Source organism: Rhizobium sp. B21/90, assembly GCF_019355815.1.
Classification (GTDB): domain Bacteria; phylum Pseudomonadota; class Alphaproteobacteria; order Rhizobiales; family Rhizobiaceae; genus Rhizobium; species Rhizobium rhododendri.
This window is the reverse complement of the sequence record NZ_CP072163.1, coordinates 1,042,522-1,068,013: the sequence shown is the minus strand read 5'-3', so window position 1 is coordinate 1,068,013 and position 25,492 is coordinate 1,042,522. Positions and strand designations below refer to the sequence as shown.

The following is a 25,492-nucleotide window of genomic DNA, read 5'->3' as shown; positions in this document are numbered from 1 at the left end:
TAATGCACACAGAAAGCGTAACGACGCCCTTTGGGCGGCGGCCAGTGACGCTTGCCTTGATCAAACGGCAGATGGCGGCTGTGGAAATCAAACCAGGAAAATCAGCAAACAAATGGAAGGTGTTTCGCGACATTGCGGCAGGAAAATCACTGCTTGGCCTTCAATCTAGCAGCCTTACAGTTCTGAACGCGCTGCTGAGCTTCCATCCTGACGCAGAGTTGCGTCAGGATGGAGCGCTCGTTGTGTTCCCTTCGAACGTTCAACTTGCCCTGCGCGCCCATCAGATGTCCGATGCAACCATCCGCCGACATATTGCCGCCTTGGTCCAGAAGGGTCTGATTATCCGCAAGGACAGCGCCAACGGCAAGCGCTACGCCCGCAAGGACAGATCCGGCGCCATAGAATCTGCGTTCGGCTTCGATCTCTCCCCATTGCTCGCCAGAGCCGATGAGTTTCTGTGTTTGGCCGAGGAAGTGGCCGCCAAACGAGACGCATTGCGAAAGGCAAAGGCCGACTTGACGATATGCCGTCGTAACGTCCGTAAGATCCTCACAGCCGCGATCGAAGAAGGCGCAGAAGGGAATTGGTATGAGATGGAAAACACCTATCTGGGTATTGTCCGCCGCATGTCCCGTTCACCCACGATTACAGAAATAGAGGCTTCTCTAGCTAAGATGGAAATGCTCGAGGCCGATCTTATCAACCGTCTGCATTTGTTGGTTAATCCTGGAAAAATGAACGGCAATGACAGTCAAAATGACCGGCATATACAGAATTCAGATCCTGACTCTACTATTGAATTTGAACCGCCTGTGAAACAAACCGCACAACGGCGTCCAATTGGAAGCGAAAGCACGCCAAGAGATGCACGGGCGATGTATCCTTTGGAAACAATTTTGCGGGCGTGCCCACTTATCTCGGACTATGGCCCAGGAGGGACCATCAACAATTGGCGTGAGCTTATGAATGCGGCCGTCGTCGTCAAGTCTATGCTGGGAGTCAGCCCGTCTGCTTATCGGGACGCATGCGAACTTATGGGACCAGAAAACGCAGCTGCAACGATTTCATGCATTTTACAGCGCACAAATTTTATTACGTCTGCGGGCGGATACCTTCGAAGTCTAACCGGGCGGGCGAGAGAGGGGCGATTTTCCCTCGGTCCCATGATTATGGCGCTTCTTAAATCCAGCATTGGCGAGGAACACTCGTTTGGTTAGCAAAGTTTGCCGCGGCAAACTTTCCCCTCTTAGGAGTTTGCCGCGGCAAACTGCGCATTTCATCAGCCCAAGGAACAGTCAATCGCGATTTAAACGGTCCCGTGACTTCTCAAAACCCCCTCGTCCCACGAAACAAAGAGGGTCACAGGCACGATCGGAATGCCAAGACGAGCTTATCCCGTGCCCACAGCATGGTAACCAATGTGAACGCCGGAACATCGCACGGCAACATGACTGGACCCCAACGAGGCTCCGAAAGGCCGACAACGCAATAGAAACCAGACTGGTCCTACACAGTGAGCAGTCAGCCGAAAGAATAGGATTTCCCGATCGGTTGAGAGAGTTACAGGCAGAACCCCAAGCATGTGCCCACTGAACCTACATAAGAGGTGCGAACGAAGCGCTCCGTGCAGTTTCGGAACTCCATATTGCAGCAACCTATGGGCCAGCAACACGCCCTTGGTCAGACGGCGCCGTTCGACGACCGGCCTTAGACTAGCGGCCAGCAAGAAGCCTAAATTCATTCTACTCAGCAGCTAAGCCGGAGACTGTTCGACATTGCATCGCAATTCTTCACCCATAGCTTTGCAGCCGCCTCGCGGTAAGCGGCATTCCCCCCTGTGGGCAAATTCTCGGCAGGAGACATGTGTGCTTCACGCATTGGCGTGTGGACGCCGTGTTAAGTTGGGACTGCGCCGCTCCGCGGGCCATAAAATGCAGACACCGACTTCGTTGTCCAACGCAAGGATTTTTTCATCCCCACGACGGCGGAAGAGTTCCTGCGCAATTTCATGTTCCAACGAAAGAAGCAACGCTCTCAGCCAGCTGACAAGGCCGGTGAAGTTGAAGCGCAAGGCACCAAAAAAGTGTTGCTGTGGAGTCGCATACGCCAGAAGCAATGAGCGCCAGGGAAAATGATAAACGCCAGACGTTTCCACGTTTCGGCGAAAAAGACGGTAGCTAGTGCCAAGCAGGTCATGTTGGGTGGCGACGCCTCGGGATTGTGACGCAGACTAGACAAGTGTGGTTGACGCTATGAGCGTTACGTCACTCCTCTCCGTTCATATGACGGTTGAAGTCGATACGCAACCGAGGGTAAAACGGCCAAAGCGCGGAGCCGGTGCCCGACAGATCGGTCCTCTCAGGATGCTGGACGCTCTTTTGACTGCTCCTTCCCGCCAGCATTCATTACGTTCGTGCGGCGCTTCTGTCGGTCTCCGCTTTTCCAGAGCACTGTCCTTGTCAAGCGGACGGTTGCATGACGAACAGAGAGGACGTAACTCCCAAGGAGAGGCGGCATTCAACTTGATGACCAGAGACGAGCGCCCCAGCATTTGGCTTGTCTGCCAGATAGAGGGGAATTTTCATTGGCAGAAATGACACGAAGCCGAAGAACACAAGCCCCCGACGCGAGTTTGCGAATGGGTTGCTGGCGGCCGTGGTCTGACCTCTTGAAATAATCCCGCGGCGTTAGTGTGAGGTTTTCCGGCATATTTCGCGCGGGTAGCAGCATGTGGACGCCGTAGATCGCCGCTTGGGGAATTAAACAATCTGCTTGAGGAGGCACCCGATCGGGTTGTTTCGTTCCAAGTAACGCCACTGCAATGGGACTAGTTCTGGCATTCTCCAGTCGTGGAAGTTTGAGATTTGAAATTACACCGGCTCTCACTGTCATCGAACGCCTTGAAACGCCGGCATTGGGTAAAAGTACCGGTGTTGCTCACAGCCTGTGAGGGCTTCGAAATAAGGTTTTAAATAGCTTCCAGTTGTTTGAGTCAATAAACAAGGGATGGAGCGTTAAAGTCGATAATTGCCATAAATAAAGACACTATTTTCCCAGTGAAGGCAGAGTAAAGCGCGGTGAGACCCCTGCTTTTTCCCGCGGGCCCATTGGATTCGAGCGCACCGAGCCCTTGGCGTCATTTCATGACACTTGAACTTTCTGTGTTGCAGTGCATTATAAGTCGATACTAGGGGGTTTATCCAATGGACGCAGAAATCCTGACAGTTAACTTTAAGTCGAGAGCGGTACGGACGGTTCACTATGAATTCGCGAGCAACCGACTTGTAGTTATCACGGCGCACGGCAAGACCCGCGTTTACGGCAGCATACCATTTGAGCTTGTGAAGGCCTTTGCGGAGCATCCGACGCCTGGCGTGTTCTATGAGAAATATCTAAGGGCGGCGCTCAGGCCGCAACTCTTGTCCAACTTGCTCGTCAAATTCGTGTTGCTCAGGCGTATCAAGCGTGTTGAAACGACCTCGCCTGCTGATGTTAACCTGACGGTCTATTCCTAGCTGGCGATGTGCATTGATGTAAAAGACAGGCTGGCCACATGTCTTTTCGATGCATCCCGCGAAATGTCAGGCCGGCACGTCCACGTGTTGCGCTGAACCATCCAATGGACCTCGAGGTATATCGCTCTTATACTCGACCATGGTGATGTCGCCTCGGTAACCCCACCCACTTGTTGCCCAGTGGCAATGCTGGTGGGCAACCCTCCCTCATATCCACCAACCTTGAGTTCGACGCCAATCCGCTTCCGGCGGCGTTATCCAGATTGTCCATCTTCCGACAAGTTGACTGCTGGCAGTATGCTGCATCAAGCATCATCTGCGCGTATTGCATTTTAGTTGTTGTAGTCCCGCGGAAATTCCTTTGGTACTTCCTGTTTTAAAAAAATGGGAAAATACCGCCAGATTAAAAATCAATGCATCACAAGTAAATGGCGCCAACGTCGCGCAGTCAAATTGAAATGTTTTCTCGCTTCCAATAGTCGGTGCGATTATCGGCAACCGCCGATAAATTTTGAATGCCAGTTGATGTTACTATTAATTCTTGCCAATTGGTTTGGATTAGGGAAGATGATGCCAACACATTCCGACCCGGACGATGATCTTCGTTGATTTGAGAATGTACCAGCGGGTGCCGACGGATGTTAAGAACAGAATTTCGTACTGCCTGTATGATTCTGGTAGTGAGCCTTTCTGCTTTGAGCGCAAATGCCGATACGACCGTTACTCCAAAGTCAACACGGAGTGGCGGCCTAAAGATCGAAAATCAATGTCGCATCAGAGCAGATATTTGCTTCGATATATGCGACTCCGAGAAAGATGCCGACCAGCATATGAGATGTCTGGGAACTTGCGTGGATGAATTTGATACCTGCAAGAAGGCGGGTGCGACAAAGTGAAAATTCATTTTTCTGGATGCTGAGGTAAGGGCGGAGGTGCTTACCCGGTATCTCGTTTTTGCTCTCAGTCGCGTATCAGCCCGAACCTGCGGGCCTCGTCGAGAAAATGACGAACCGAGGATGGTTGCCACTTTCGGCCACCGCGGGGCGGTGTCTCGCCGAGCAATTCCAATTGAGCCCCAATCCCTCGAAGCGATAAGGTCGGATCGGCAATCGCTATTGCAGCAATGAGCGTCATGAGGCGATCGTCCGGCGTGCGGCGTGGTGACCGGGTGAGCAAGGCCGAATCGGCGAGATTGGCCCGGGCCATCCTGTGGACAGCGCGCCGGAGGCGCTCGACAGTCCAGTCCATGCCGCGACGGTTGAGCACGCGAACGACATTATCCCAACTGTGATCCGGTCGAAGCTTCTTGACTGTCGGCAGCCAGACATCTGCCGAGCCAACCAACTGGGAAAGATAGTTTTTATCGCGTGCTTTCGATGCAGCTTGGATCGCCTCCGGCCGCCGATCCCGTAGACCCGGATTTCCAGCTAGCTTTCCTCGGCTCTTTGCGGCCCTTATGCCAGCTTTGGTCTTTTCGCTGCCACGCCGTTTCTCAAGCTGGACCAACGCCCGAACAATTGAAAGACACGCAATGCCATGGGGAGGAGAAGTGTCAATCATATCTATGATTGAGCGCAGATGAACGCCACGCTTCTCAAAGTCCTCCATCAGTAGCAGCAAGGAGCTTGGCGAGAGGTCCAGTCGGTCGAGGCGCACGACGACGAGGGTGTCGCCAGCCCGAAGCTCGCCGAGCAGTCTCGTCAGGACGGGATGACCGTGAGAGGGATGAGACGGACGCTCATCAAAGATCCGCTCGCAACCCGCTGCAAGCAGTTCCGCCTGCTGTGTGTCCTCAAATTGCTCATCGCTCGCAGTGCGGGCATAGCCGATGATCCGTTGCTGCTTCAACAGGTCGTTGGATGCACGTTGGATCACAGTCGTGCGTCCTCCCAATTGGCCCGATGCGTTACTGTACAAACAATGTGGATCAGTAACCGCCCCATTACAAGTAAGTTTTTGATACTCGTATACGGCCTCCTGAGCGGCAAAACGCCTTTGTCGTGAAGCGTGGAGAAGCACAGGGCGTAAAATCGCCTGGTGACGGCTTGTGAGGAAACTGGCGCCTAAGACTTTGCGAACGCATTAGGGTGATACCAAGTCAGCAATGCTGCTTGAACCACAGGAATGACGGCAGCTTGGCAAATGGTGACCCGGTCTGATTGTTCACAGAGGGCGCCGCGCCGTCATCTTGCTTTGACGCAGAAGTCGACGCAGTGCGCGGGGTCGTTGCGGGAAAACATTGCGAGCGCCGCCTGGGACATACAAGCGTCATTCGACGCTTGGCGATGTGCAAAGGGAGATCAAGGCACGAAGGGCGCCTCAGACGGCTCTCTACTGAGAGCGTCTCGATGCCCGTTCCCTCTGGCCAAGCGCCGGCCGGTCCCGTGGTTACGGGTCGGCCATCAGGCTATTGCTCACGCCGCCACCGGCGATCGCAAAATATTTCTATCAGGTGCGGCCGAATTCGTCGTTGAGGCGGATGATGTCGTCCTCGCCGAAATAGGAGCCGGTCTGCACCTCGATGAGCTCCAGCAGGATCTTGCCCGGATTGGCCATGCGGTGGACTTCGCCGAGCGGGATGTAGACGGACTCGTTCTCGCGCACGACCTGCACCTTGTCGCCGATGGTGACTTCGGCCGTTCCCTTGACGACGATCCAGTGCTCGGAGCGGTGATGGTGTTTCTGCAGCGACAGCTTCTTGCCGGGCGTCACGAAGATGCGCTTCACCTGGAAGCGGTCGCTCTTGATCAGCGACGTGTAGCCGCCCCAGGGGCGATAGGACGTGGGATGGGTTTCGGTGAGTGTCGCGGTCTTCTTGTGGCCGGCCAGCAGCTTGACCAGCTTGCCGACGTCCTGGCTGTCCTTCAGATGTCCGACATAGACGGCATCTTCGGATGCGATGACGGCGACGTTCTCGAGACCCTGCACGGCAAGATGAGTACCGTGGGTCATGACGAGAGAGTTTTTGGTGTTGACCAGCGTCGTGTTGCCGGCCGACACGTTGCCGTTCTCGTCCTGCTTGCCGACCTTCCAAACCGAATCCCAGCTGCCGAGGTCCGACCACAGGAAGGACGAGGGGACAACGGCGGCGTTCGACGTCTTTTCCATGACGGCATAGTCGATGGATATGTCGGGGCTCTTGGAAAAGGCCTCGCTGTCCAGACGGGTAAAGTCGAGATCGCGAACGCCCTTGGCAAGGGCTTCCTTGGCCGCCTTGACCACGGCCGGTGCAAATTCGGTCAGCTCCGCCAGCAGCGGCGTCACCGGAAAAACGAAGATGCCGGAATTCCAGTAAAAGCCGCCGGCAGCGAGCATCGCTTCGGCCTTGTCGGCGGGTGGCTTCTCGATGAAGCGTTTGACCGCATGGGCGCCAGAGGCCAGCGACTTTCCGACTTCGATATAACCGTAGCCGGTGGCAGGCTCGGTCGGGGTGATGCCGAAGGTGACCAGCTTGCCTTCCGCCGCCGTGGCACGGGCGATGCGGATGCAATCGAAATAGGTGGCGTCTGCCGTGATCTCGTGGTCGGAGGCCAGAACCTGGATGATGGTGTCGTTGCCGAAAAGATCGTTGGCGAGCGTTGCGGCGGCGGCGACGGCGGGGGCTGTGTTGCGGGCAACCGGTTCGAGCAACACGGCTGCAAGTTCGATGCCGAGTTCGCGGGCCTGCTCTGCCACGAGGAAACGGAACTCCTCATTGGTGACGACGATGGCCGCTTCGTAAAGGTCCCTGTCGGAAACGCGCGACAGGGTGTTCTGAAACAGTGTCTGGTCTCCCACGAACTGGATAAACTGCTTTGGCGCCGTGGCGCGCGACAGCGGCCACAATCGAGTTCCCTTGCCACCGGCCATGATGACCGGGACGATTTTTGCTGCCATGAATTCGATCCTCTTTAAAACTTGTCGTCGATGAGTTTCTGCAGGCGAGGCCGCCCTGGCCGCTGTCTGGCTCCGGGATCTACGAACGCTGATTTGGGTCGCTCGTCAAAAGCATGCGAGCACGACGACTGTATCGTGTCTTGCGCTTTCTCCAATCGTTCATTGTCTATTTGTCGATCAAATGAGACACAAGGTTAAGGCTGCAGTCCGGTCTTGTGGAGCTTACGCTATCTATGTCATCCCGCTGAACCCAATGGGCAGCCGGCACAATGAAGTCAGAATTTCTCCACTACGTCTATAAAATAGGTGGTTTTAACTTTTAAGGCGAATGGCTGGTCCGTACCTTTGCACGCAGATGCGACGGGAGGAAAGCTTATGGGCGAACTACGGCTGCTTAATCGAGACAATGGGGACCCGGTGCCTGCGCTGAAGAGCGAGGAAGACGCGATCTCGACTGCGCGAACGCTTGCAAAGGTGTTTGCCCAAACGGCATCCGCGCGAGATCTGGAGCGGACGATGCCTTTCGCCGAGATGGATGCCTTGTCGCGCTCCGGACTGCTCGCGATCACCGTGCCATCCGAGTATGGCGGTCTCGATGTCTCGAATGCTGTCTTGGCCGAGGTCACCGCCATCCTTGCAGAAGCGGATGCGTCGATCGGGCAGATCCCCCAGAACCATTTTTATATTCTTGAAGCGCTGCGCGTCGACGGCAGCGAAGAGCAGAAACGCTTTTTCTTCGGTCGGGCGCTGGCAGGCGACCGGTTCGGCAATGCATTATCGGAAAAGGGCACCAAAACGGTCGGCCATTACAATACTCGCATCACCAGGGACGGCATCGGCCATCGTATCAACGGTCGCAAGTTCTATTCGACAGGCGTCCTTTTTGCCGACTGGGTTACGATTTTTGCACTTGATGCCGACGACAAGCTGACGATGTCATTCGTGGCGAGGGGCACGGAAGGCATAGAGATTATCGATGACTGGGATGGCTTTGGCCAGCGAACCACCGGCAGCGGCACCACTATCCTCAACAATGTCTATGTGCAGGCCGATGCCGTCGTTGCGCACCACAAAGGTTTCGAACGGGCGACCACGATCGGCTCTGTCGGCCAGATCATTCACGCCGGCATCGATCTCGGCATCGCCCGCGCTGCCTTCCAGGACACCATCGCGTTCGTCAATAGCCAGTCACGCCCATGGACGAACAGCGGTGTCGACCGGGCATCGGACGACCCTTTGACAATTGCAAAGCTGGGCCAGATCGCGATCCGCATCGAGGCTGCGTCTGCCGTCGTCGAGCGGGCCGGGCGAAAGATCGACAGCGCCCAGGTCGATCCTACGGAAGCAAATGCCATAGATGCGACCTTGGCCGTCGCGACAGCCAAGGTGTTGACCTCCGAAATTGCCCTGGAGGCATCGACGACGCTGTTTGAGCTCGCAGGTACGTCCTCGACGCGCGCAGGCCTCAATCTGGATCGCCACTGGCGAAACGCCCGCACCCATACTCTCCACGACCCGGTCCGCTGGAAATATCACGTCGTCGGCAATTACCATCTGAACGGCGTCAAGCCGCCGAGGAGCGGCGCGCTATAGAGAAGTTCCGGATACAAACGTCCTCGCAGTCTTGCGGGAAGTTCTACGGATATCGGACCGCGTTCATCTGAAAAGGCCTCGCTCGCTTTACCGAACGAGGCCTTCCGGCTGTTCCTAGACTACCGATCAGCTGTAGAGGCTGACCTCCGGGATCGTCCCGTTGAGTACAAATTCACCGACTTCCCTGGCCTTGTAGAATACTGGGTCGTGAAGGGTGTGGGTCCGCACATTGCGCCAGTAGCGGTCGAAACGATATTTCGAGGCCGTTGCGCGCGCGCCGATGATCTCGAAGACTTTCGACGTGATGTCGAGCGAAACATGCGTTGCGTGAACCTTGGCAGCATAGGCCTCAGCCGCCGCTTCACCGCGTTCACGGGCGGTTGCATCGTGGCCGCGCGACAGGGCTGCCTGGACAGCGGTTGCGGCGAGATCGGCTAAAGCCGCCGAGGCTTTCAGGGATGCTGTGAACTCGCCGACCCGCTCCAGGATATAGGGATCGTCGGCGGCACGAGCAACGCCGGAGGTGATCCAGGGACGCGTGGTCGTGCGAACATAATCCAGCGCCGCAGCCAATGCTCCTTCCGCGGTACCGAGGTAGAAATTCACGAACACCAGCTGAATGAGCGGCGTATTGAAGGTAGCGAGCACGGGCGGCGGCGCATCGGCATCCGCAGGCGGCGCGACGAAATCGCCCTCATAGACCGGGAAATCGCGGAACTCCACGCTGCCACTGTCCGACAATCGCTGGCCCATATTGTCCCAGTCATCATTGGCGACATAGCCGGGCCGGTCGGTCGGAACGGCGAAGTTGACGATCTGTCCCTCGAGAAGCGCGTTGGCGTTGATGTAGTCGGAAACGCGGGCAGCGGTCGAAAACGTTTTCCGGCCGTTTAGCACATAGCCGTTGCCGCGTTGCGTGAGCACCAGCCCCGGATCGCGCGGATTGACGGCAGCGCCCCAGTAGAGGCTGCGCGCAACCGTCTCGGCGCCGAGCGCCTTGGCGCGCGACTGGTCGGCGAAGGACCAGTAGATCGACTGGCTGTTGACGTAGTGGTAACCAAGCAGCTGGCCGAGCGAGCTTTCGCCACGAGCAACGATCCGCACAAGCTTCAGGGCATCGATCCAGTCGAGCCCGCCCCCGCCGATCTCGGCCGCGTGCAGCGCATTGAGAAGACCGGCGTTCTTTAACCGGACAATCTCAGGGATAGGCGGCAGGCCATCACGATCAAGTTCCGCACCGCGACGCGCGAAATCTGCGGAAAGCTCTAATGCCCTTGAAAATAGCGCTTCGCGCCCGATGCCGTGGGCTGCTGCAAAGACGACATTCGACTGGCTCATCTCAAATCCTCCAATTGAAAAGCGCGGAGGGCAAGGCGTACGAACGCCCTGCCCCCACCGCAGATGATCAGAACAATGCCTGCGGGATCCAGCTGGCAGTGGCCGCGCCGCTTGTATTGAAGGCGGGCAGCTTCGCGGCGAGGTCCTCGATTGTCTTAACACCGGCGGCGCGAAGAGCCGCCTGGGTCAGGAGGGTAGGCTCGACCGTGATCTGGTGGGGGACGGGCTGACCGGCGATCTCCAGGGCCGCCGCGCGGACCGAAACCGCTCCGACGACTGCCGGGTTGGTCGCGACGGTGGCAACCCATGGGCTACCCTCTTCGGTGATTTCCTGAATGTCGGCCGTCGAAACGTCGGCGGAATAAATTCGGATCTTGTCCTTGATGCCGAGATCGCCGGCCGCCAGCTTCACGCCACGGGCAAATTCATCGTAGGGCGCAAAGACCACCTTGATGTCCGGGTTTGCCGTCAGGGCCGCCTTTGCCTGGTCAGCGGTCGTCGTCGCCGTCGTATCGCTGACATTCCCAAAACGCGCCTTCTCGACGACGCCGGCATTGTCGGCCTTGAATTTTTCCCAGACCTCGTTACGGCGGTCGAGAGGCGCAAAACCGGCAACATAGACGTAGGCCGCATTGAACGCGGTGCCATTTTCTTTTGCGGCCTGTTCAAGTGCCTGCTTGGCGAGAGCATGGTCGCTTTGCTCTACCTGCGGGATCTTGGGATTGTTGAGGTTGACGTCAAAGGCAACCACCTTGACGCCCTTGTCGAGTGCTTGCTGCACAACGTCGGTGAGCGATTCCGGCAGGCCGTGGTCGACGACGATGCCCTGGACGCCAAGATTGATCGCCTGCAGGATCTGCTCGCGCTGTTCCGACGCATCCTGTCGTCCCGGGAAGACACGAAGGTCGATGCCGAGCGCCTTGGCCTGGGCGACTGCCCCGGCCTGGTAGGCCTGGAAAAAATCACCGGCAGAGATGTAACCGATAAGGGCCAGCTTGACGCCACCCTTGTCGAACGGCGCCGGAGCGCCCGCAATGCCACCGGCCGTAGCGGCCTGGCTCATCAGCAGCGGAAGGATGGCGGCGCCGGCGGCGAGCCGTAGATAAGATCTCATGTTCGCATTCCTTTTGCATGTCTGTCGGGTCCATCGGGGCGTCGTGCGACAGACCGTTTGACCGCCCTGGCGACGCGATTTCAGTAGATCTAATTACCTATTAAATTTGTAGACTGTTTGATGCGTTGTTTCCGGCTGAAGGAGATTGTTTGTTTCCCGGATAGCCTCTCGGCAGCAAAGCTTTGCCTGTCTCATCGGCATCGCAGCTGGCAGAATTGTCGAAACAACGAAAGTTCGACCGTGCCTCTACTCGATGTCCTCAACCTCCGCCGCAGCTTTGCCGAGACGAAGGCACTCGATGGCGCCTCGTTGTCTATCGAGCCCGGCGAGATCGTCGCTTTGATGGGAGTGAACGGTGCCGGAAAATCAACTTTGGTGAAAATACTGTCCGGCGTGCTGCCGGCCGATGGCGGCGAAATACGGCTCAAGGGGCAGAAGTTTGCGCCCGGCAGCCCGGCCGAGGCGGCAATGGCCGGTATAGTGACGGTGCACCAATCGACCGATCTTGTCGGCGCACCAGGGCAAACGGTGGCTGATGCGCTTCTGCTCAACCGCTTCGCCGATGGCAGCATGCCCTTTTTCGTCTCGCGAGCCAGCATTCGCAGACAGGCGCAGGCAATCCTGGACATTGCCGGCTTCGATCTGCCGCTTGACCGAGATTTTGGTGAGCTGTCGGCCGCAGAACGTCAACTCGTGGCGATTGGGAGGGCCGTGGCAAACAGGGCAGATTTGCTGATCCTGGACGAACCTACGGCCAGCCTGTCGGCGAGCGAGAGTAACCGGCTGTTCGATATCCTGCGGCGAACCCGGCGGACGGGGCTCGCAATCCTTTACATTTCCCATCGCACGGCGGATCTTCAGGCTATTGCCGACCGGGCGCTGGTCATGCGCGGCGGTGTCATCGTCGGCGCCTTCGGTCAACCGATCGATTTTGACCGCGCAATAGAGGCGATGATCGGTCGCCCGCTTCGCTCGATGCGTCCGGGCGTGGGGGCGGCGCAAGGCGAAGCTGTGTTCACGATGCGGGGCGCGTGCCTTTTACCCGGAAGCCCAATTTTCGATCTTCGCATGTGGCCCGGGGAAGTTGTTGCCATAACCGGCGTCCTTGGTGCCGGCAAGAGCCGCCTCTTGTCGGCGATCTTCGGCCTAGTGCCGCTGACGTCTGGCGAGATGACGCTCGGCGGATTGCCCTACCGCCCGAAACGTCCTGCCGACGCTATTGCCGCCGGCGTCGCCATGGCAGCCGAGGACCGGCATCGCTCGTCGTTGATGCCGCCCTCCTGGCCCGGCAATAGCATCGCCGCAACCATCAGCCTGCCGCATCTGGCCAAGTGGTCCCGGCATGGGTTCTTCGATAGCGCCCGCGAGCGTCGCGAGGGTGAAAAGGCCATCGACAGGTTGCGGATCAAGGCGACCGGACCCTCATCATCCGTATGGACATTGTCGGGCGGCAACCAGCAGAAGGTCGTGCTGGCTCGCTGGGAGGCCGAACCCAGCCGCCTGCTGCTTCTCGACGAACCCTTCCAGGGGGTCGATGTCGGTGCACGCCAGGACATCATCCAGGCGATCCGCAGCCGCAAAGATCGCGCCACGCTGATTGCCACCTCCGATCCTGAAGAAGCGATTGAAGTGGCCGACCGCATCCTCGTCATGGATCGCCACGGGCTGCAGTCGCTGAAGCCGGACCGCCACGAAGATACCCGAGAAGGAGTACCGGCATGAGCGCCACCGACAGCCGATCTTTCGAAACGGAAAAAGGTCTCCCGCCATCTCGCATCGGCGGTCGTGGGTGGATCGCCAGCCTCCATTCATTCGTGCGCGCTGGCGCCGTATTCATCCTTCTGGCAGCGCTTGTCATCATCTTCACCGGTGCCCAGCCGGCCTTCATCAACCTCGGCAACCTGATGAGCATCCTGCAGGCCGTTTCCGTCGTTGCCATCCTCGGCGCCGGCGTCACGGTGACACTTGCGGTCGGCGGCTTCGACCTTTCGATCGGCGCCGTTGCCGCCTCGAGCGTCATGGCCGCCAGCTATACGATGATCGTCTGGGGGCTTAACGTCTACGAGACCGTCCCTCTGGTCCTGGCGCTCGGCGCTGTTGTGGGCCTGCTGAATGCACTGCTGATCGTCAGGCTGAGGGTGCCGGATCTGCTGGCGACGCTGGCCATGATGTTCCTGTTGTCCGGCCTGCAGCTTATTCCGACGGCCGGTCGGTCGATCTCGGCGGGGCTGGTCCTACCGGATGGATCGAAGGCATCGGGTGCCTACGATCCCGCCTTCCTGCTGATCGGCCGCCACAGCCTGTTCGGCATCGTACCGGTCTCCGTCGTCCTGATGGCGCTGGTGGCCTTTGCTCTCCACGTGCTGACGGAGAGGACCCGCATCGGGCGGCTGTTGTTTGCTACCGGTGGCAACGAGGTGGCGACACGGCTGGCCGGCGCCTCCACGCTTAGGCTGAAAACGCTGGCATACGTGATTTCCGGCACACTCGCCTCGCTCGGTGGCATCATCATTGCGGCCCGGGTTGGCCGCGGTGACGTGTCTTCGGGCGGATCGTTGCTGATGGACGCCGTTGCGGCCTCGCTGATCGGCTATGCAGTGCTGGGCCTGCGCCGCCCGAACGTGCTCGGCACCATCGCCGGTGCCGTCTTCGTCGGTGTGCTGCTCAATGGGCTGACCATGCTGAATGCTCCCTATTACACGCAGGATTTCGTCAAGGGCGCCGTGCTGGTCGGTGCCCTCGCCCTTACCTACGGCCTCAACCGCGGCAATGCCTGAGGCCATCAGCTGCTGCGGTAGCATCGTTTTACTGCGAAAGGACCAATATCATGAGCCGTGAAATCAGGCTGAATGCCTTCGACATGAACTGCGTCGGCCACCAGTCGCCAGGTCTTTGGACCCATCCGCGCGACCAGTCTTGGAAATACAAGGATCTCGACTACTGGGTTCATCTGGCAAAGACGCTGGAGCGCGGCAAGTTCGACGGACTGTTCATCGCCGACGTGCTCGGCGTCTACGACGTGCTGAACGGCAATGTCGATGCGGCGCTGCGCCACTCCGCACAGGTGCCGGTGAACGATCCGCTGCAACTGATTCCGACCATGGCCCATGCCACCGAGCATCTCGGCTTCGGCCTGACGGCGTCGCTGTCCTTCGAGCACCCGTACACCTTCGCCCGCCGCATCTCGACGCTCGACCATCTGACAAAGGGCCGCGTCGGCTGGAACATCGTCACCTCCTATCTGAACAGCGGCGCACTCAACATCGGCCAGCAGGCCCAGTCCAAGCACGACGACCGATACGACCTGGCGGAGGAATATCTGGAAGTCTGCTACAAGCTCTGGGAGGGCAGTTGGGAGGACGACGCCGTCGTCCGCGACCGCACGACGGGGATTTTCACCCACCCCGAGAAGGTCCACCCGATCGGCCATGCCGGCAAGCACTTCACCGTGCCCGGCATCCATCTCAGCGAGCCATCGCCACAGCGCACACCAGTACTCTACCAGGCAGGCGCCTCCAGCCGAGGCAAGGATTTTGCCGGGGCACACGCCGAATGCATCTTCGTGGCTGCGCCATCGAAGCCGGTGCTCAAGCGCTACGTCGCCAATGTCCGGGAGGCGGCCGAGCGCAACGGCCGCAATCCTCGCGAGATCCTCGCCTTCAACCTGCAGACTGTCATCCTCGGCGAAACCGACGCCGAGGCGAAGAAGAAGTTCGACGAATACCGCAAATACGTCTCCTACGAGGGTGCGCTAACGCTGATCTCCGGCTGGACCGGCATCGACTTCAGCCAGTTCGGCCCCGACGAGCCGCTGCGGCATCGCTATACCAATGCCGTTCAATCGGCCGTCGAAACCTTTACCACCATCGATCCCGACAAAGTCTGGACGGTGCGCGAGATGGCCGATTGGGTTGGCATCGGCGGCTTCGGTCCGGTGTTTGTCGGCTCGCCACAGACAGTCGCCGACCTCCTGCAGGAGTGGGTCGAGGACACCGATGTCGACGGCTTCAACCTTGCCTACGCCGTCACACCGGAGAGCTTCGAGGATGCCGTCGACCTCCTGGTGCCTGAGTTACAGAAGCGCGGGGTCTACAAAACCGAATACAAGGCCGGGACGTTGCGCGAGAAACTCGGCGCCCGGGGACCGCGACTGACAGCACCCCATCCGGCGGCCGGATATCGCAATCTCGTTCGCGACTTCGAACAAATGCGGGCGAGCGGCTGAGACCCTGTCCGGGTATGAGCGTAATAGGCTGAAACCGGGGCGAAATTCGATGCGGACATTGCCCGGTTCCGCAGAAATTTGAAAAGCTGTTCCTCGTCTATATCGTTAGAATACTTATTCTATCGACATTATTTATTAAAGGAGAGGGACATGGAATACGAGCGTTCTAAGGGTGGAATTGGCCGGCGTGATCTGTTGAAGCTGTCGGCGATAGCTGGCGCTGCGGTGGCGGGAGCAACATTGGTCGGGCGGGCGCCTGCATCTGCCGCCGATGGCGAACTGTCTCTGAAGGGCAAACGCATCGCGATCAGTGCTACGGGCACGGATCACTTCTTCGACCTTCAGGCCTATAACGCCCAGATTGCCGAAGTGAAGCGCCTTGGCGGCGAGCCGATCGCCGTCGATGCCGGTCGCAACGACGGCAAGCTTGTGTCGCAGCTGCAAACCCTGATTGCCCAGAAGCCGGATGCGATCGTCCAGATTCTCGGCACGCTCAGCGTCATCGATCCATGGCTGAAGAAGGCTCGCGATGCCGGCATACCGGTGCTGACGATCGATGTCGGCTCCACCAACTCGCTCAACAACACGACGTCGGACAACTGGGGGATCGGCAAGGATCTGGCACTGCAGCTGATTTCCGATATTGGCGGTGAAGGAAACATCGTCGCCTTTAACGGCTTTTACGGTGTCACGCCCTGCGCCATCCGCTACGACCAGCTGGTCAATGTCGTTAAATATTTCCCGAAGGTGAAAATCCTCCAGCCGGAACTGCGCGACGTCATCCCCAATACCGTGCAGGATGCTTTCACCCAGATCACCGCGCTGCTCAACAAGTTTCCGGAAAAGGGATCGATCAAGGCAATCTGGTCGGCATGGGATATCCCGCAACTCGGTGCCACCCAGGCTTTGGCGGCTGCAGGCCGCACGGAAATCAGGACCTACGGGGTCGATGGCAGCCCGGAAGTGCTGCAGCTCGTCGCAGATCCGAACTCGCCGGCCGGCGCCGATGTCGCGCAGCAACCGGCGGAGATAGGACGCACAGCCATCCACAATGTTGCAAAGCTGCTCGCCGGCCAGACCCTGCCGCGCGAAACCTACGTCCCGGCTCTGCTCGCCAATAAGGCCAATGTCAACGAAGTCACCAAAAAGCTCGGCATCGGCTGATCTCGGGGTCATCAATGTCTGCGGCCCGGCCGCAGATCGCTCCCGATGCTGCGCGCCGCGCGAGGGTTCCATGACGATTACATCCACACCTCCGCCCGGGGATCGCGATATCATCCGCCTCGAAGGTATCGACAAGCACTTCGGTGGGGCACAGGCGCTGTCCGGTGCGTCGCTCGCGGTTCGCCGTGGTACCGTTCACGGCCTGGTGGGCCAGAATGGGGCCGGCAAGTCGACGCTCATCAAGCTGCTGGCGGGACTGCACCAGCCGGACGCCGGGAGCATCGTCATCGACGGCCAGAGATTCGAAAAGCTGACGCCACATCTGGTGGAAGAGCTCGGTATCCACTTCATTCACCAGGACCGCCTGCTGGTTCCGACCTTTACCGTCGGCGAGGCGCTTTTCCTCGGGCGGGAGCCGCGTATTGCTGGAACGCCGTTTCTGGATCGCCGTGCCATGCAGCGTCGCGCGGCCGCAATACTCGAGGATTATTTTGGCATCAACTTGCCCACCGGCGCCTTGGTCAGCGAACTGTCGACTGCGGAAAAGCAGATCGTCCAGATCACCCGGGCATTGCTCAACCAGCCTAAGATCCTCGTTTTCGACGAACCCACTGCCGCGCTCGTGCACCGGGAAGCGGAAATCCTTTTCCAGCTGATCCGCCGCCTCCGCGATGAAGGCGTGACAATCATCTATATCTCGCACTACCTCAACGAAATCGAGGCTATCTGCGACGATGTCACTGTCTTGCGCAATGGCCGTACCGTTGCGGCGCTACCGATGGCGAGCACCTCCGCCAACGCGATTGCGCGGCTGATGATCGAGCGTGACATCGAAGACATGTTTCCAAAGCGAGCGGTGACTGTCGGAGAGGACCTGCTGCAGCTGGAAAATCTGACATCACCCGGCAAATATGCCGATGTGTCTTTCACACTCCGGCGTGGAGAAGTTCTCGGGTTGACGGGGCTGCTCGGTTCTGGCGCGAAGGAGCTGGTCCGCACACTGTTCGGCCTTGAGACCGCCACCGCCGGCACCATCGCGGTCCTTGGCAAGACGATACAGCCTGCCGATCCGTCTGAGGCCACCGACCGCGCAATAGCCTTGGTGCCAGAGGACCGCCGCATCAATGGAGTGGCGCTCGATCTGGATGTCGGCGAGAACATCAGTTTGGCCTCCTTGCCGCGTTTCACCCAGTATGGACTGATCGACCGGAGCCGGGAGGCATCCGAAACGGAGCGGCTGATCCACCGGCTCGAGATCAAGACCGCAGGACGCGAGGCGCTGGTTCGGACGCTTTCCGGCGGCAATCAGCAGAAGGTCGCCATCGCCAAATGGCTGAGCCGGCATTCCGAAATCTACCTCCTAGACGAGCCGACCGTCGGCGTCGATATTGGCTCCAAGGTCGAGATCTACACGCTGATCGGCGACCTCGCCGAAAGGGGCGCCGGCATTATCGTGCTGTCCTCGGACTTGCCCGAACTGGTCGGGATAACCGACCGCATCCTCGTCTTCTTCCGGGGCCGCATCGTGCGCGAATTCGCGTCGCGCGAGACCACGCCCGATGCGGTGCTTGCCCAATCGACCGGCTCGAAGGAGGAACTGCGCCATGTCGGCTGACGCTCACTACGCGGGTAGCGATTTCGAACCGGCGCAAGACATTCGCCCGAGGCTCGGTCGCAATTTCACGACTGCGGCCCTTCGTGGCGGCTCGCTCCTGGCCTTTGCCGCAATCCTAGTGATCTTTTCGCTGACCGCTCCCTATTTTCTGAGCGTCGGCAATATCGGCAATGTGCTTGGCCAATCGGCCATATCGGGCGTTCTGGCGATCGGGCTTACCCTCGTTCTCATTGCCGGCGGATCGAATGTGGTGACGGGTGGCATCGACCTGTCGCTGGCAGCCAATATGGGTCTCAGCGCCGCAGTCTATGCCAGCCTGATCCAGTTCGGTTTCGGCGATGCAACGGCCATCGCGGCCGCCATCGCGACCGGGGCGTTGATCGGTGCTGTCAATGCAGCGGCGGTCGTCCTTGCGGGTATCGTGCCGCTTTTGGCAACGCTGGCGGTGATGAATGTGGTCGGGGGCCTGGAACTGGTACTGACGCAGAACACCGTGCTGCCGGCATCGACGCCGTTTCTTTCTCTCCTCTCCGCCACCGACCCGTTCGGCATCCCTGTTCTCGCCTATGTCCTGCTCGGCTTCACACTGTTGGTGACCGGCATCGTGCAATTTACACCCCTCGGATTACGCCTTTACGCCGTCGGTGAATTTGCCGAGGCGGCGCGCGCTGCAGGCTTACCCCTCAAGCGGCTGGTGGCGGGAGCATTTGTCGCCAGCGGCGTCTGCGGCGGCCTGGCTGGAATTCTTTCAGTCTCCTATCTGAGCGGGAGCACGACGGGCGCTGGCGAGATGCTGCTTCCGGTCGTAGTGACTGCGCTGCTCGGATCCGTCTTTTCCCGTCGCCTCGTGCCGACCATCCCGGGAACGCTGCTCTCGGCGCTGCTGGTGGGGTTCCTGGTCAACGGCTTTCAACTGCTCAATATATCGAGCACGCTTGTCAGCGGCGTCCAGGGTGCGCTGATCCTGATCGTCGTGTCCGCGACCACATTGCTGCGTCGACAGGAGAATTGATCGATGTCCCTAACCGCACCCTTGCCAGTTACAGACGCTGCATCAGCCCACCGCACCCTGCATAACCTTGGTCGCTACGGACTGGTGCTGGCTCTGATCGTCGTCTTTGCCATTTTCAGCCTAACGACGTCGACCTTTCTGACCTTCGCCAACCTGCAGAGCGTACTCGTCAACAATTTCACGCTGCTCGCTATCGTCTCCGTGGCCATGACCTTCGCAGTCGCCTCAGGCGGCATCGATCTATCCGTCGGCACGGCGGTCGACATGGCAAGTTTTGCCTTCGTCTCGGTGGTGCTGGCGGGCCAGCCAGTGGCGATTGCCGCACTTGCTGGGCTTGTCGCCGGCGGGCTGGTCGGCGCATTCAACGCGCTGCTCATTTCCGGCATCGGCATATCGCCGTTTCTGGCGACGCTGGGAACGCTGTTCATCGGCCGCAGCATCCAGCAGATGCTCACGAATGGCGGTAACCCGGTCTATCTTCCCCCGAACGGCGTGCCCGCTTCCTTCCGCTTTATCGGCCATGGCACGATCGCCGGCGTGCCGACCCCGCTGTTCGTCGCATTCCTCATCATCGTGGCTGCAGCCATTATACTTTCCCGCAGCCGGTTCGGACGCGTGCTGCTGGCATCCGGCATCCAGCCCAGCGTAGTGCGCTATTCCGGCCTGTCGATCCGCGCCCATGTCGCCCTCGTCTTCATCCTGGTCGGGACAATTGCTGCTGCAGCCGGGCTGATCCTGACCGCGACCGTCAGCGTCTACATCCCCTCGTCCGGAAATGCGTTCCTGCTCAACGCCATCGGCGCAACCTTCATCGGCACTACCTTCAGTCCACGCGGCCGCCCGAACATCCCTGGCACAGTTCTCGGCGTCCTCCTGCTCGCCATCGTTGCCAACGGCCTGCTGCTCAGCGACCTGAATTTCTACTGGCAGCAGGTCGGAACAGGAACGCTCATCTTCGCCGTTCTTGCCGTAAGCTTCGCCAGCAGGAAAGCGCACGCTTGACGTGACGCTGTGCGTTTGACCACGCGATGTTGAGCCAGATCAGGCATGCGGCGGTAAGGCGGCGCCTGCGAGTTTCGTCTTGATCCAGTCGGCAACACGGTAATATCGCAGGGTAAGCGGCGGTCCGTATTTCATGTAAAGAGGTGCCGCTGTCAGAGGTTCTAGCTTGAGCGAAAGATCTGACTGCGGAACGCCTTTTGCCCAGTCAGACAGGATGCCGCCCAGCATGCTGCCGGTCGGCACGCCACGACCCGAAAGGCCGGTCAGCGCAACGACGCCCGGTGCCAGATCGTAAAGACGCGGCACGGTGCGGTACTGCATGTCGAGCTCGCCGAACCAGAAATACTCCCATCGGATCTCCTGCCTGATTTGCGGATGCAGCCATTTCAACCTGTCGCTCATCACCCTGCGGGTATACTCCATGTCTCGGCCGCGCCGCCCCATCGGAAACATCGACGCGACGATCCGCCCCTCGGCATTGTACTTGTAGACATAGATATCGCCGCGACCATCGTGGACGGTGGTATTACGTGGCAGGATCGAGCGGCGCTCGTCTTCCGATAGCGGCTGCGTTGCCGCGACAAAGACCTTCTGGATCCTGAAGGTCCGGTCGAGCTTCGGCCATCCGCCAACCGTATAGGCCCCGGTGGCGAAGATCACCTTGTCTGCAACGACTTTTCCCTTGGGCGTGCGGATCGCCCAGGCGGTTCCGTCGCGCTCGCAACCGGTCACCGACGATTGCGTATGAATAATTCCGCCCTCCTGGATGACCGCTCGGGCAAGGCCGCGGGAATAACCGAGAGGGTTGAGGTGCCCAGCCTCCTCATGCAGCCAGCCGCCGTGAAAGCGCGGGCTACCGGTAATCGTCGCCACCTCGTGCCTGTCCAGGGCCCGGGTTTTCGCGCCGACGGCGTTGTAAGTGCGCACCTTCTCTTCGATTGTCTTCATCATGCCGGGATAGGCGGCACCCATGACATAGCCGTGCTGCTGCCATTCGCACTGGATCTGGTAGCGCTCGATCATGGCGGATACGCGGTCGTTGGCGCGAGTCTGCCTGGCGATCAGCCGTTCTGCCCAAGGCTCGCCGAGCATCCGGCGCAACTCCGGCAGGCTGTAATGAGTGAACGTCGGCGTGCAATGGCCGGCGTTGCGCCCGGAACCGCCAAAGCCGATCTCTTCCCTCTCCAGAAGCACTACGCTGATGCCGTCGCTGGCAAGGTCGAGCGCCGTGGTCAGCCCGGTGTAGCCCCCGCCAACGATGCAGACATCGGCTTTGAGCGTGCCCTCCAGCTCTTTCGTTTCGACAGCAGGCGCTGCGGTTTCGTACCACAAGGTCGTCTTGAACGGAGAAAACCGGGTCATATCGCGCCCTTCAGTTTGCATCGCTGCGCGCGTCAAGTGCGTCGCGCAGGCCGTCTCCGATGAAGTTGAAGCTTGTTACCGCCAGTGTGATCGCCACGCCCGGTACGATCGCGAGCCACGGGGCGCGGTCGAGATATTGCTGCGCACCGTTCAGCATATTGCCCCAGCTCGGCAGCGGCGGCTGGATGCCGTAACCGAGGAAACTGACATAGGCTTCGAGCAGGATGGCGCGCGCGACGGTCAGTGTGGCGGCGACGATGATCGGGCCGATGGCGTTCGGCAGGAGTTCGCGAAACATGATCCAGCGGTTGGAAAGGCCGAGCATGCGGGCAGCCAGCACGAAATCTCGCTCGCGCAGCGAGCGCACCTCGGCTTCGACGATACGGGCGATCTCCATCCAGCTTGTGACTGCAATGATAACGGTGATCATGAACGGGCTGGGCTTGATGAAGGCCGCCAGCGCCAGAAGCAGGAAGATACTGGGAAACGACAGGAAGGCATCGACGAACCGCATCAGCGCCGCACCGATACGTCCGCCGTAATAGCCGGCACAGACACCGATGACGGTGCCGAAGATCGTGCTGAGCACCATGGCGAAAAAACCGACGAGCAGCGAAATGCGTCCGGCCATGAACAGGCGGGCAGCGAGATCGCGGCCAAGTGGATCGGTTCCGAAGATATGGTATCCGGTCAGCGGTGGGGCAAAGCGGGCGCGAAGGTCGATGTAGAGTTCGTTGAACGGTAGCAGATAGGGACCGATGACGCAGGCAAGCGTCAGCAGCGTGATCATGATCAGGCCGATCATGGCAAGCCTGTGGCGCGCGAACCGACGGAAGGTGCGGCTTTGCCACCAATGGGATTTGCCGGAGCCGGGTATGGAAGCGATTGCTGACATGATCTTTTTCCTAACTCAGCCGGATGCGCGGATCGACGAAGGCAACGAGGAGATCGGCGATCAGACTACCGAACAGCACGAGGATCGCCGAAAACATCAGGAGACCCATGACAACCGGATAGTCGTTGTACCCGAGACTATCCAGAAACAGCCGCCCCATGCCAGGCCATGTGAAAACGGTCTCGGTCACCAGCGCGCCGCCGAGAATGGTCGGAAGCTGCAGCCCCGCTAGCGTGATCATCGGCAGGAGTGCATTGCCGATGACGTGTTTCATCAGGACCCGCCGTTCCGACAGCCCCTTGGCCTTTGCGGTGCGAACAAAGTCCTGGTTGATGACGTCAAGCGTCGCGGTGCGCATGTAGCGGCTCCAGACGGCGACGTTGACGAGCGCCAGAACCACCGTCGGCATGATCAGGTGGATGGCATAGTCACTGACCGAGCCGTTGCCGATCGTGTACATATTGCCCGCTGGCAGCCACCGCAATTTGAGGGCAAACAGATAGATCGCGACAAGTCCGAACCAGAACGTCGGGATCGACAGGGCGACCATGGCACCCACGGTGGCGGAATAATCGAAGATCGAATAGCGCTTGGTCGCGCCCTTGATGCCGACCCAGGTCCCGACGGCAATCGACAACACGGTCGATGAGCCCATCAGCAGCAGCGTGGCAAAGAGATGCCCGGTGATGATGCCGAGCACCGGCTGGCTGTCGCGATAGGAGTGACCCCAGTCACCCTGCAGAAGATGCCAGAGCCAATCGAGATACTGGATCGGCAGCGGCCGGTTCAGGCCCATCTGCTCGGAGATGCGGTCGAGCGTTTCCTTGGTCATCCCGGGGGTGAGCGCGTATTGCGACAACGGCCCTCCAGGCGCAAGATTGAGGACGGCGAAGCCGATCATCGACACCAGAACCAGAAGGATCAGGCTCTGCCATAAACGGCCCAGAAGATAGTGCAGCATCGCGGTCTCTCCGATGATTGCGGGACGCATAGTCCCGGACGTCGAATGCCTCTCCCGCCCCTCCCGCAAAAGGAAAGGGCGGGTAAGGGATCGGCGTTAGGATGCCCAGTACCAGCTCCCGGGGTTCCAGCTGTCGATGCGGACGTTGACATTGTAGGCGATGCCTTCGGCACCCTTCTTGTAGCCGCGCACTGTGGCGTACTGGAAGATGGGCAGTAACGGCAGATCGGCGCGTATGATGTCCTGGATCTTAAGGTAGATCTTCTTGCGCTCTTCCGGCACAAAGGTCTGGCCGCCCTCGGTCAGCAGCTTGTCCACCTCGGGATTGGCATACTGCCAGGTGTTCTGGCCAGAGCCGCCCTTGGCAACAATGGATGTCGACTTGAAATAGTCAGACGTATCGGGATCGGCGCCTGTTAGGAAGTCGAGGCCGACGACGACGCTGTCGAACTTCGAATTCGACCAGTATTCGCCCCACATCACGGCGGGCGGCAGGTTCGAGATGGTCATTTCGATGCCGAGATCCTTGAAGGACTGCTGCATGAACTGCTGCACCTGTTCGCGGATATGATTGCCGGCCGTGGTCGAATTCGAGAAGGAAAGCTTGACGCCACCCTTAGCGCGGATGCCGTCGCTGCCGGGCACCCAGCCTGCATCGTCCAGGAGCTTCTTGGCCTTTTCGGGATCGTATTCATGCTTGGGCAGATCCGGATTGGCATAGAAGGATTGCTGCGGCATATAGCTTTCCGTTGGTGTCGGCAGGCCATAATAGAGCGTGTCGATGATCGTCGTCTTGTCCAGCGCATGATAGAGCGCCTGTCGAACCGCAAGATCCTTGAACTGCGGCCTCTCCATGTTGAAGGTCACGGATTCGACTGTCGAGCCCGGCACGACGAGCACAGTCTTGCCATCCAGCGCCTTGGCTTCTTCATAGTGGTCCGGCGTGATCCACTGCAGGCCCGCGACATCGATATCGCCGGTCTTGAACTGGGTGTAGAGAACCGTCAGGTCAGGAATGTATTTGTAGATGATGCGCTCGAGGTAGGGGCCGTCACCGAAATAACCGGTATTGGCTTCAAGGGTGATGTGATCGCCTGGGACCCGCTCCACCCACTTGAACGGACCGGTGCCGATGGGCGCATGGTTGAACGGAGCGTTGTTTTTGTCCTTCTCTGCGCCGAGGATGTGCTTGGGCACTATGAAGGTCGAGGCGAGGATCGAGGGATAGGGGGCGAACGGTTTTTCCATCTTCCAGGTAATTTCGGTCGGCGACACGACAGTCAGGTCCCGCACAAGTTCATGGCCGGTCTTGCGCCAGCTGAGGAAGGTTGGATCGACCATCAGTTCCAATGTGAACTTGACGTCTTCGGCAGTGAAAGGCGACCCGTCATGCCACTTGACGTCGTCGCGCAGCTTGACCTTCCAGGAAAGACCATCGGCAGAGATGCCGCCATTCTCAACGCTGGGAACCTCGACGGCCAGCGCCGGAGTGAACTTGCCTTGGGGGTCGATGGCAAAAAGCGGGTCGAACAGGCTGAAATGGATACCTTCGTCGACTTCGATATGCAGCATATGCGGATTGAAGACGGTCGGCTCCTGTGAGAAGCCGACGATCATCTGGCCTGTCGGCTTTGCCGGCGGCGTCGCTGCAAGGGCCTGGTCGCGGCCGAGAAGGCCGGGCATGATCAAGCCGGATGCACCGGCCAAAGCCATCATGGTGAGCGCCTGGCGGCGCGTCGGATTGAAGACTGCATGCTTGGTTTCGTCAGACATCGGCTTTTCCCCTTTGATGTTGCTCAGTCACTGTTCCACTTTGTTTT

Annotated in this window: 18 protein-coding genes; 10 read left to right on the top strand and 8 right to left on the bottom strand. The window is 59.3% G+C overall.

Annotated features, from left to right (window positions below):
- Positions 1-2 precede the first annotated feature (2 nt).
- Both repC and J5278_RS22985 read left to right on the top strand, forming a co-directional pair.
- Complete coding sequence (gene repC, locus J5278_RS22990; RefSeq protein ID WP_219258466.1) at positions 3-1,217, top strand: plasmid replication protein RepC; 1,215 nt, start codon at positions 3-5, stop codon at positions 1,215-1,217.
- 1,986 nt (positions 1,218-3,203) lie between these two features.
- Entirely contained in the window at positions 3,204-3,515 is a 312-nt protein-coding gene (locus tag J5278_RS22985; protein WP_143123450.1) for a KTSC domain-containing protein, read from the top strand.
- Positions 3,516-4,475: 960 nt separating this feature from the next.
- Here the strand turns inward: J5278_RS22985 and J5278_RS22980 are convergent.
- Together J5278_RS22980 and J5278_RS22975 are read right to left on the bottom strand one after the other, a co-directional pair.
- Positions 4,476-5,390 (bottom strand): recombinase family protein, encoded by a 915-nt coding sequence (locus J5278_RS22980; protein ID WP_257623489.1) that lies wholly within the window; start codon positions 5,388-5,390, stop codon positions 4,476-4,478.
- A 573-nt stretch (positions 5,391-5,963) separates the two neighbouring features.
- Positions 5,964-7,391, bottom strand: a complete 1,428-nt coding sequence (locus J5278_RS22975; RefSeq protein WP_209184901.1) for a mannose-1-phosphate guanylyltransferase/mannose-6-phosphate isomerase — start codon at positions 7,389-7,391, stop codon at positions 5,964-5,966.
- 375 nt (positions 7,392-7,766) lie between these two features.
- Here J5278_RS22975 and J5278_RS22970 point away from each other — a divergent pair, with 375 nt between their 5' ends.
- Positions 7,767-8,984: an SfnB family sulfur acquisition oxidoreductase gene (locus J5278_RS22970; RefSeq protein WP_219258464.1), complete on the top strand. Its 1,218-nt coding sequence runs from the start codon at positions 7,767-7,769 to the stop codon at positions 8,982-8,984.
- A 126-nt stretch (positions 8,985-9,110) separates the two neighbouring features.
- Here J5278_RS22970 and J5278_RS22965 read toward each other — a convergent pair whose 3' ends face one another.
- Together J5278_RS22965 and J5278_RS22960 are read right to left on the bottom strand one after the other, a co-directional pair.
- Positions 9,111-10,322 carry an acyl-CoA dehydrogenase family protein gene (locus tag J5278_RS22965; protein WP_219258461.1) on the bottom strand — a complete coding sequence of 404 codons (1,212 nt, stop codon included), beginning with the start codon at positions 10,320-10,322 and terminating at the stop codon, positions 9,111-9,113.
- Between the two features lie 67 nt (positions 10,323-10,389).
- Complete coding sequence (locus tag J5278_RS22960; protein WP_219258460.1) at positions 10,390-11,436, bottom strand: substrate-binding domain-containing protein; 1,047 nt, start codon at positions 11,434-11,436, stop codon at positions 10,390-10,392.
- A 240-nt stretch (positions 11,437-11,676) separates the two neighbouring features.
- Between J5278_RS22960 and J5278_RS22955 the strand changes: the two genes are divergently transcribed.
- The 7 genes from J5278_RS22955 to J5278_RS22925 all read left to right on the top strand — a co-directional run bounded on the left by J5278_RS22955 (position 11,677) and on the right by J5278_RS22925 (position 20,454).
- Positions 11,677-13,158 (top strand): sugar ABC transporter ATP-binding protein, encoded by a 1,482-nt coding sequence (locus J5278_RS22955; protein ID WP_219258455.1) that lies wholly within the window; start codon positions 11,677-11,679, stop codon positions 13,156-13,158.
- Positions 13,155-14,213 carry an ABC transporter permease gene (locus tag J5278_RS22950; RefSeq protein ID WP_219258454.1) on the top strand — a complete coding sequence of 353 codons (1,059 nt, stop codon included), beginning with the start codon at positions 13,155-13,157 and terminating at the stop codon, positions 14,211-14,213. The genes J5278_RS22955 and J5278_RS22950 overlap by 4 nt, the downstream gene beginning before the upstream one ends.
- Positions 14,214-14,263: 50 nt before the next feature.
- A complete protein-coding gene (locus J5278_RS22945; RefSeq protein WP_219258453.1) occupies positions 14,264-15,661 on the top strand; it encodes an LLM class flavin-dependent oxidoreductase in 1,398 nt (465 codons plus the stop codon).
- A 150-nt stretch (positions 15,662-15,811) separates the two neighbouring features.
- A complete protein-coding gene (locus J5278_RS22940) occupies positions 15,812-16,825 on the top strand; it encodes a sugar ABC transporter substrate-binding protein (RefSeq protein ID WP_209186283.1) in 1,014 nt (337 codons plus the stop codon).
- A gap of 70 nt (positions 16,826-16,895) precedes the next feature.
- The gene (locus J5278_RS22935) at positions 16,896-18,440 is read left to right on the top strand and encodes a sugar ABC transporter ATP-binding protein (RefSeq protein WP_219258452.1); all 1,545 of its coding nucleotides are present in this window, start codon (positions 16,896-16,898) and stop codon (positions 18,438-18,440) included.
- The gene (locus tag J5278_RS22930; RefSeq protein ID WP_219258451.1) at positions 18,430-19,452 is read left to right on the top strand and encodes an ABC transporter permease; all 1,023 of its coding nucleotides are present in this window, start codon (positions 18,430-18,432) and stop codon (positions 19,450-19,452) included. Before J5278_RS22935 ends, J5278_RS22930 begins: the two co-directional genes overlap by 11 nt.
- Before the next feature lie 3 nt (positions 19,453-19,455).
- Entirely contained in the window at positions 19,456-20,454 is a 999-nt protein-coding gene (locus tag J5278_RS22925) for an ABC transporter permease (RefSeq protein WP_142832300.1), read from the top strand.
- 39 nt (positions 20,455-20,493) lie between these two features.
- Here the strand turns inward: J5278_RS22925 and J5278_RS22920 are convergent, their stop codons facing one another.
- The 4 genes from J5278_RS22920 to J5278_RS22905 all read right to left on the bottom strand — a co-directional run bounded on the left by J5278_RS22920 (position 20,494) and on the right by J5278_RS22905 (position 25,445).
- Positions 20,494-21,816 carry an FAD-binding oxidoreductase gene (locus tag J5278_RS22920; protein WP_219258449.1) on the bottom strand — a complete coding sequence of 441 codons (1,323 nt, stop codon included), beginning with the start codon at positions 21,814-21,816 and terminating at the stop codon, positions 20,494-20,496.
- A 10-nt stretch (positions 21,817-21,826) separates the two neighbouring features.
- Positions 21,827-22,711, bottom strand: coding sequence for an ABC transporter permease (locus J5278_RS22915; RefSeq protein WP_219258447.1), 885 nt, complete (start codon positions 22,709-22,711; stop codon positions 21,827-21,829).
- Between the two features lie 10 nt (positions 22,712-22,721).
- On the bottom strand, positions 22,722-23,672 hold the full coding sequence (locus J5278_RS22910) for an ABC transporter permease (RefSeq protein WP_219258445.1): 951 nt from the start codon (positions 23,670-23,672) through the stop codon (positions 22,722-22,724).
- 96 nt (positions 23,673-23,768) lie between these two features.
- Positions 23,769-25,445: a peptide ABC transporter substrate-binding protein gene (locus J5278_RS22905; protein WP_209186288.1), complete on the bottom strand. Its 1,677-nt coding sequence runs from the start codon at positions 25,443-25,445 to the stop codon at positions 23,769-23,771.
- Positions 25,446-25,492 lie beyond the last annotated feature (47 nt).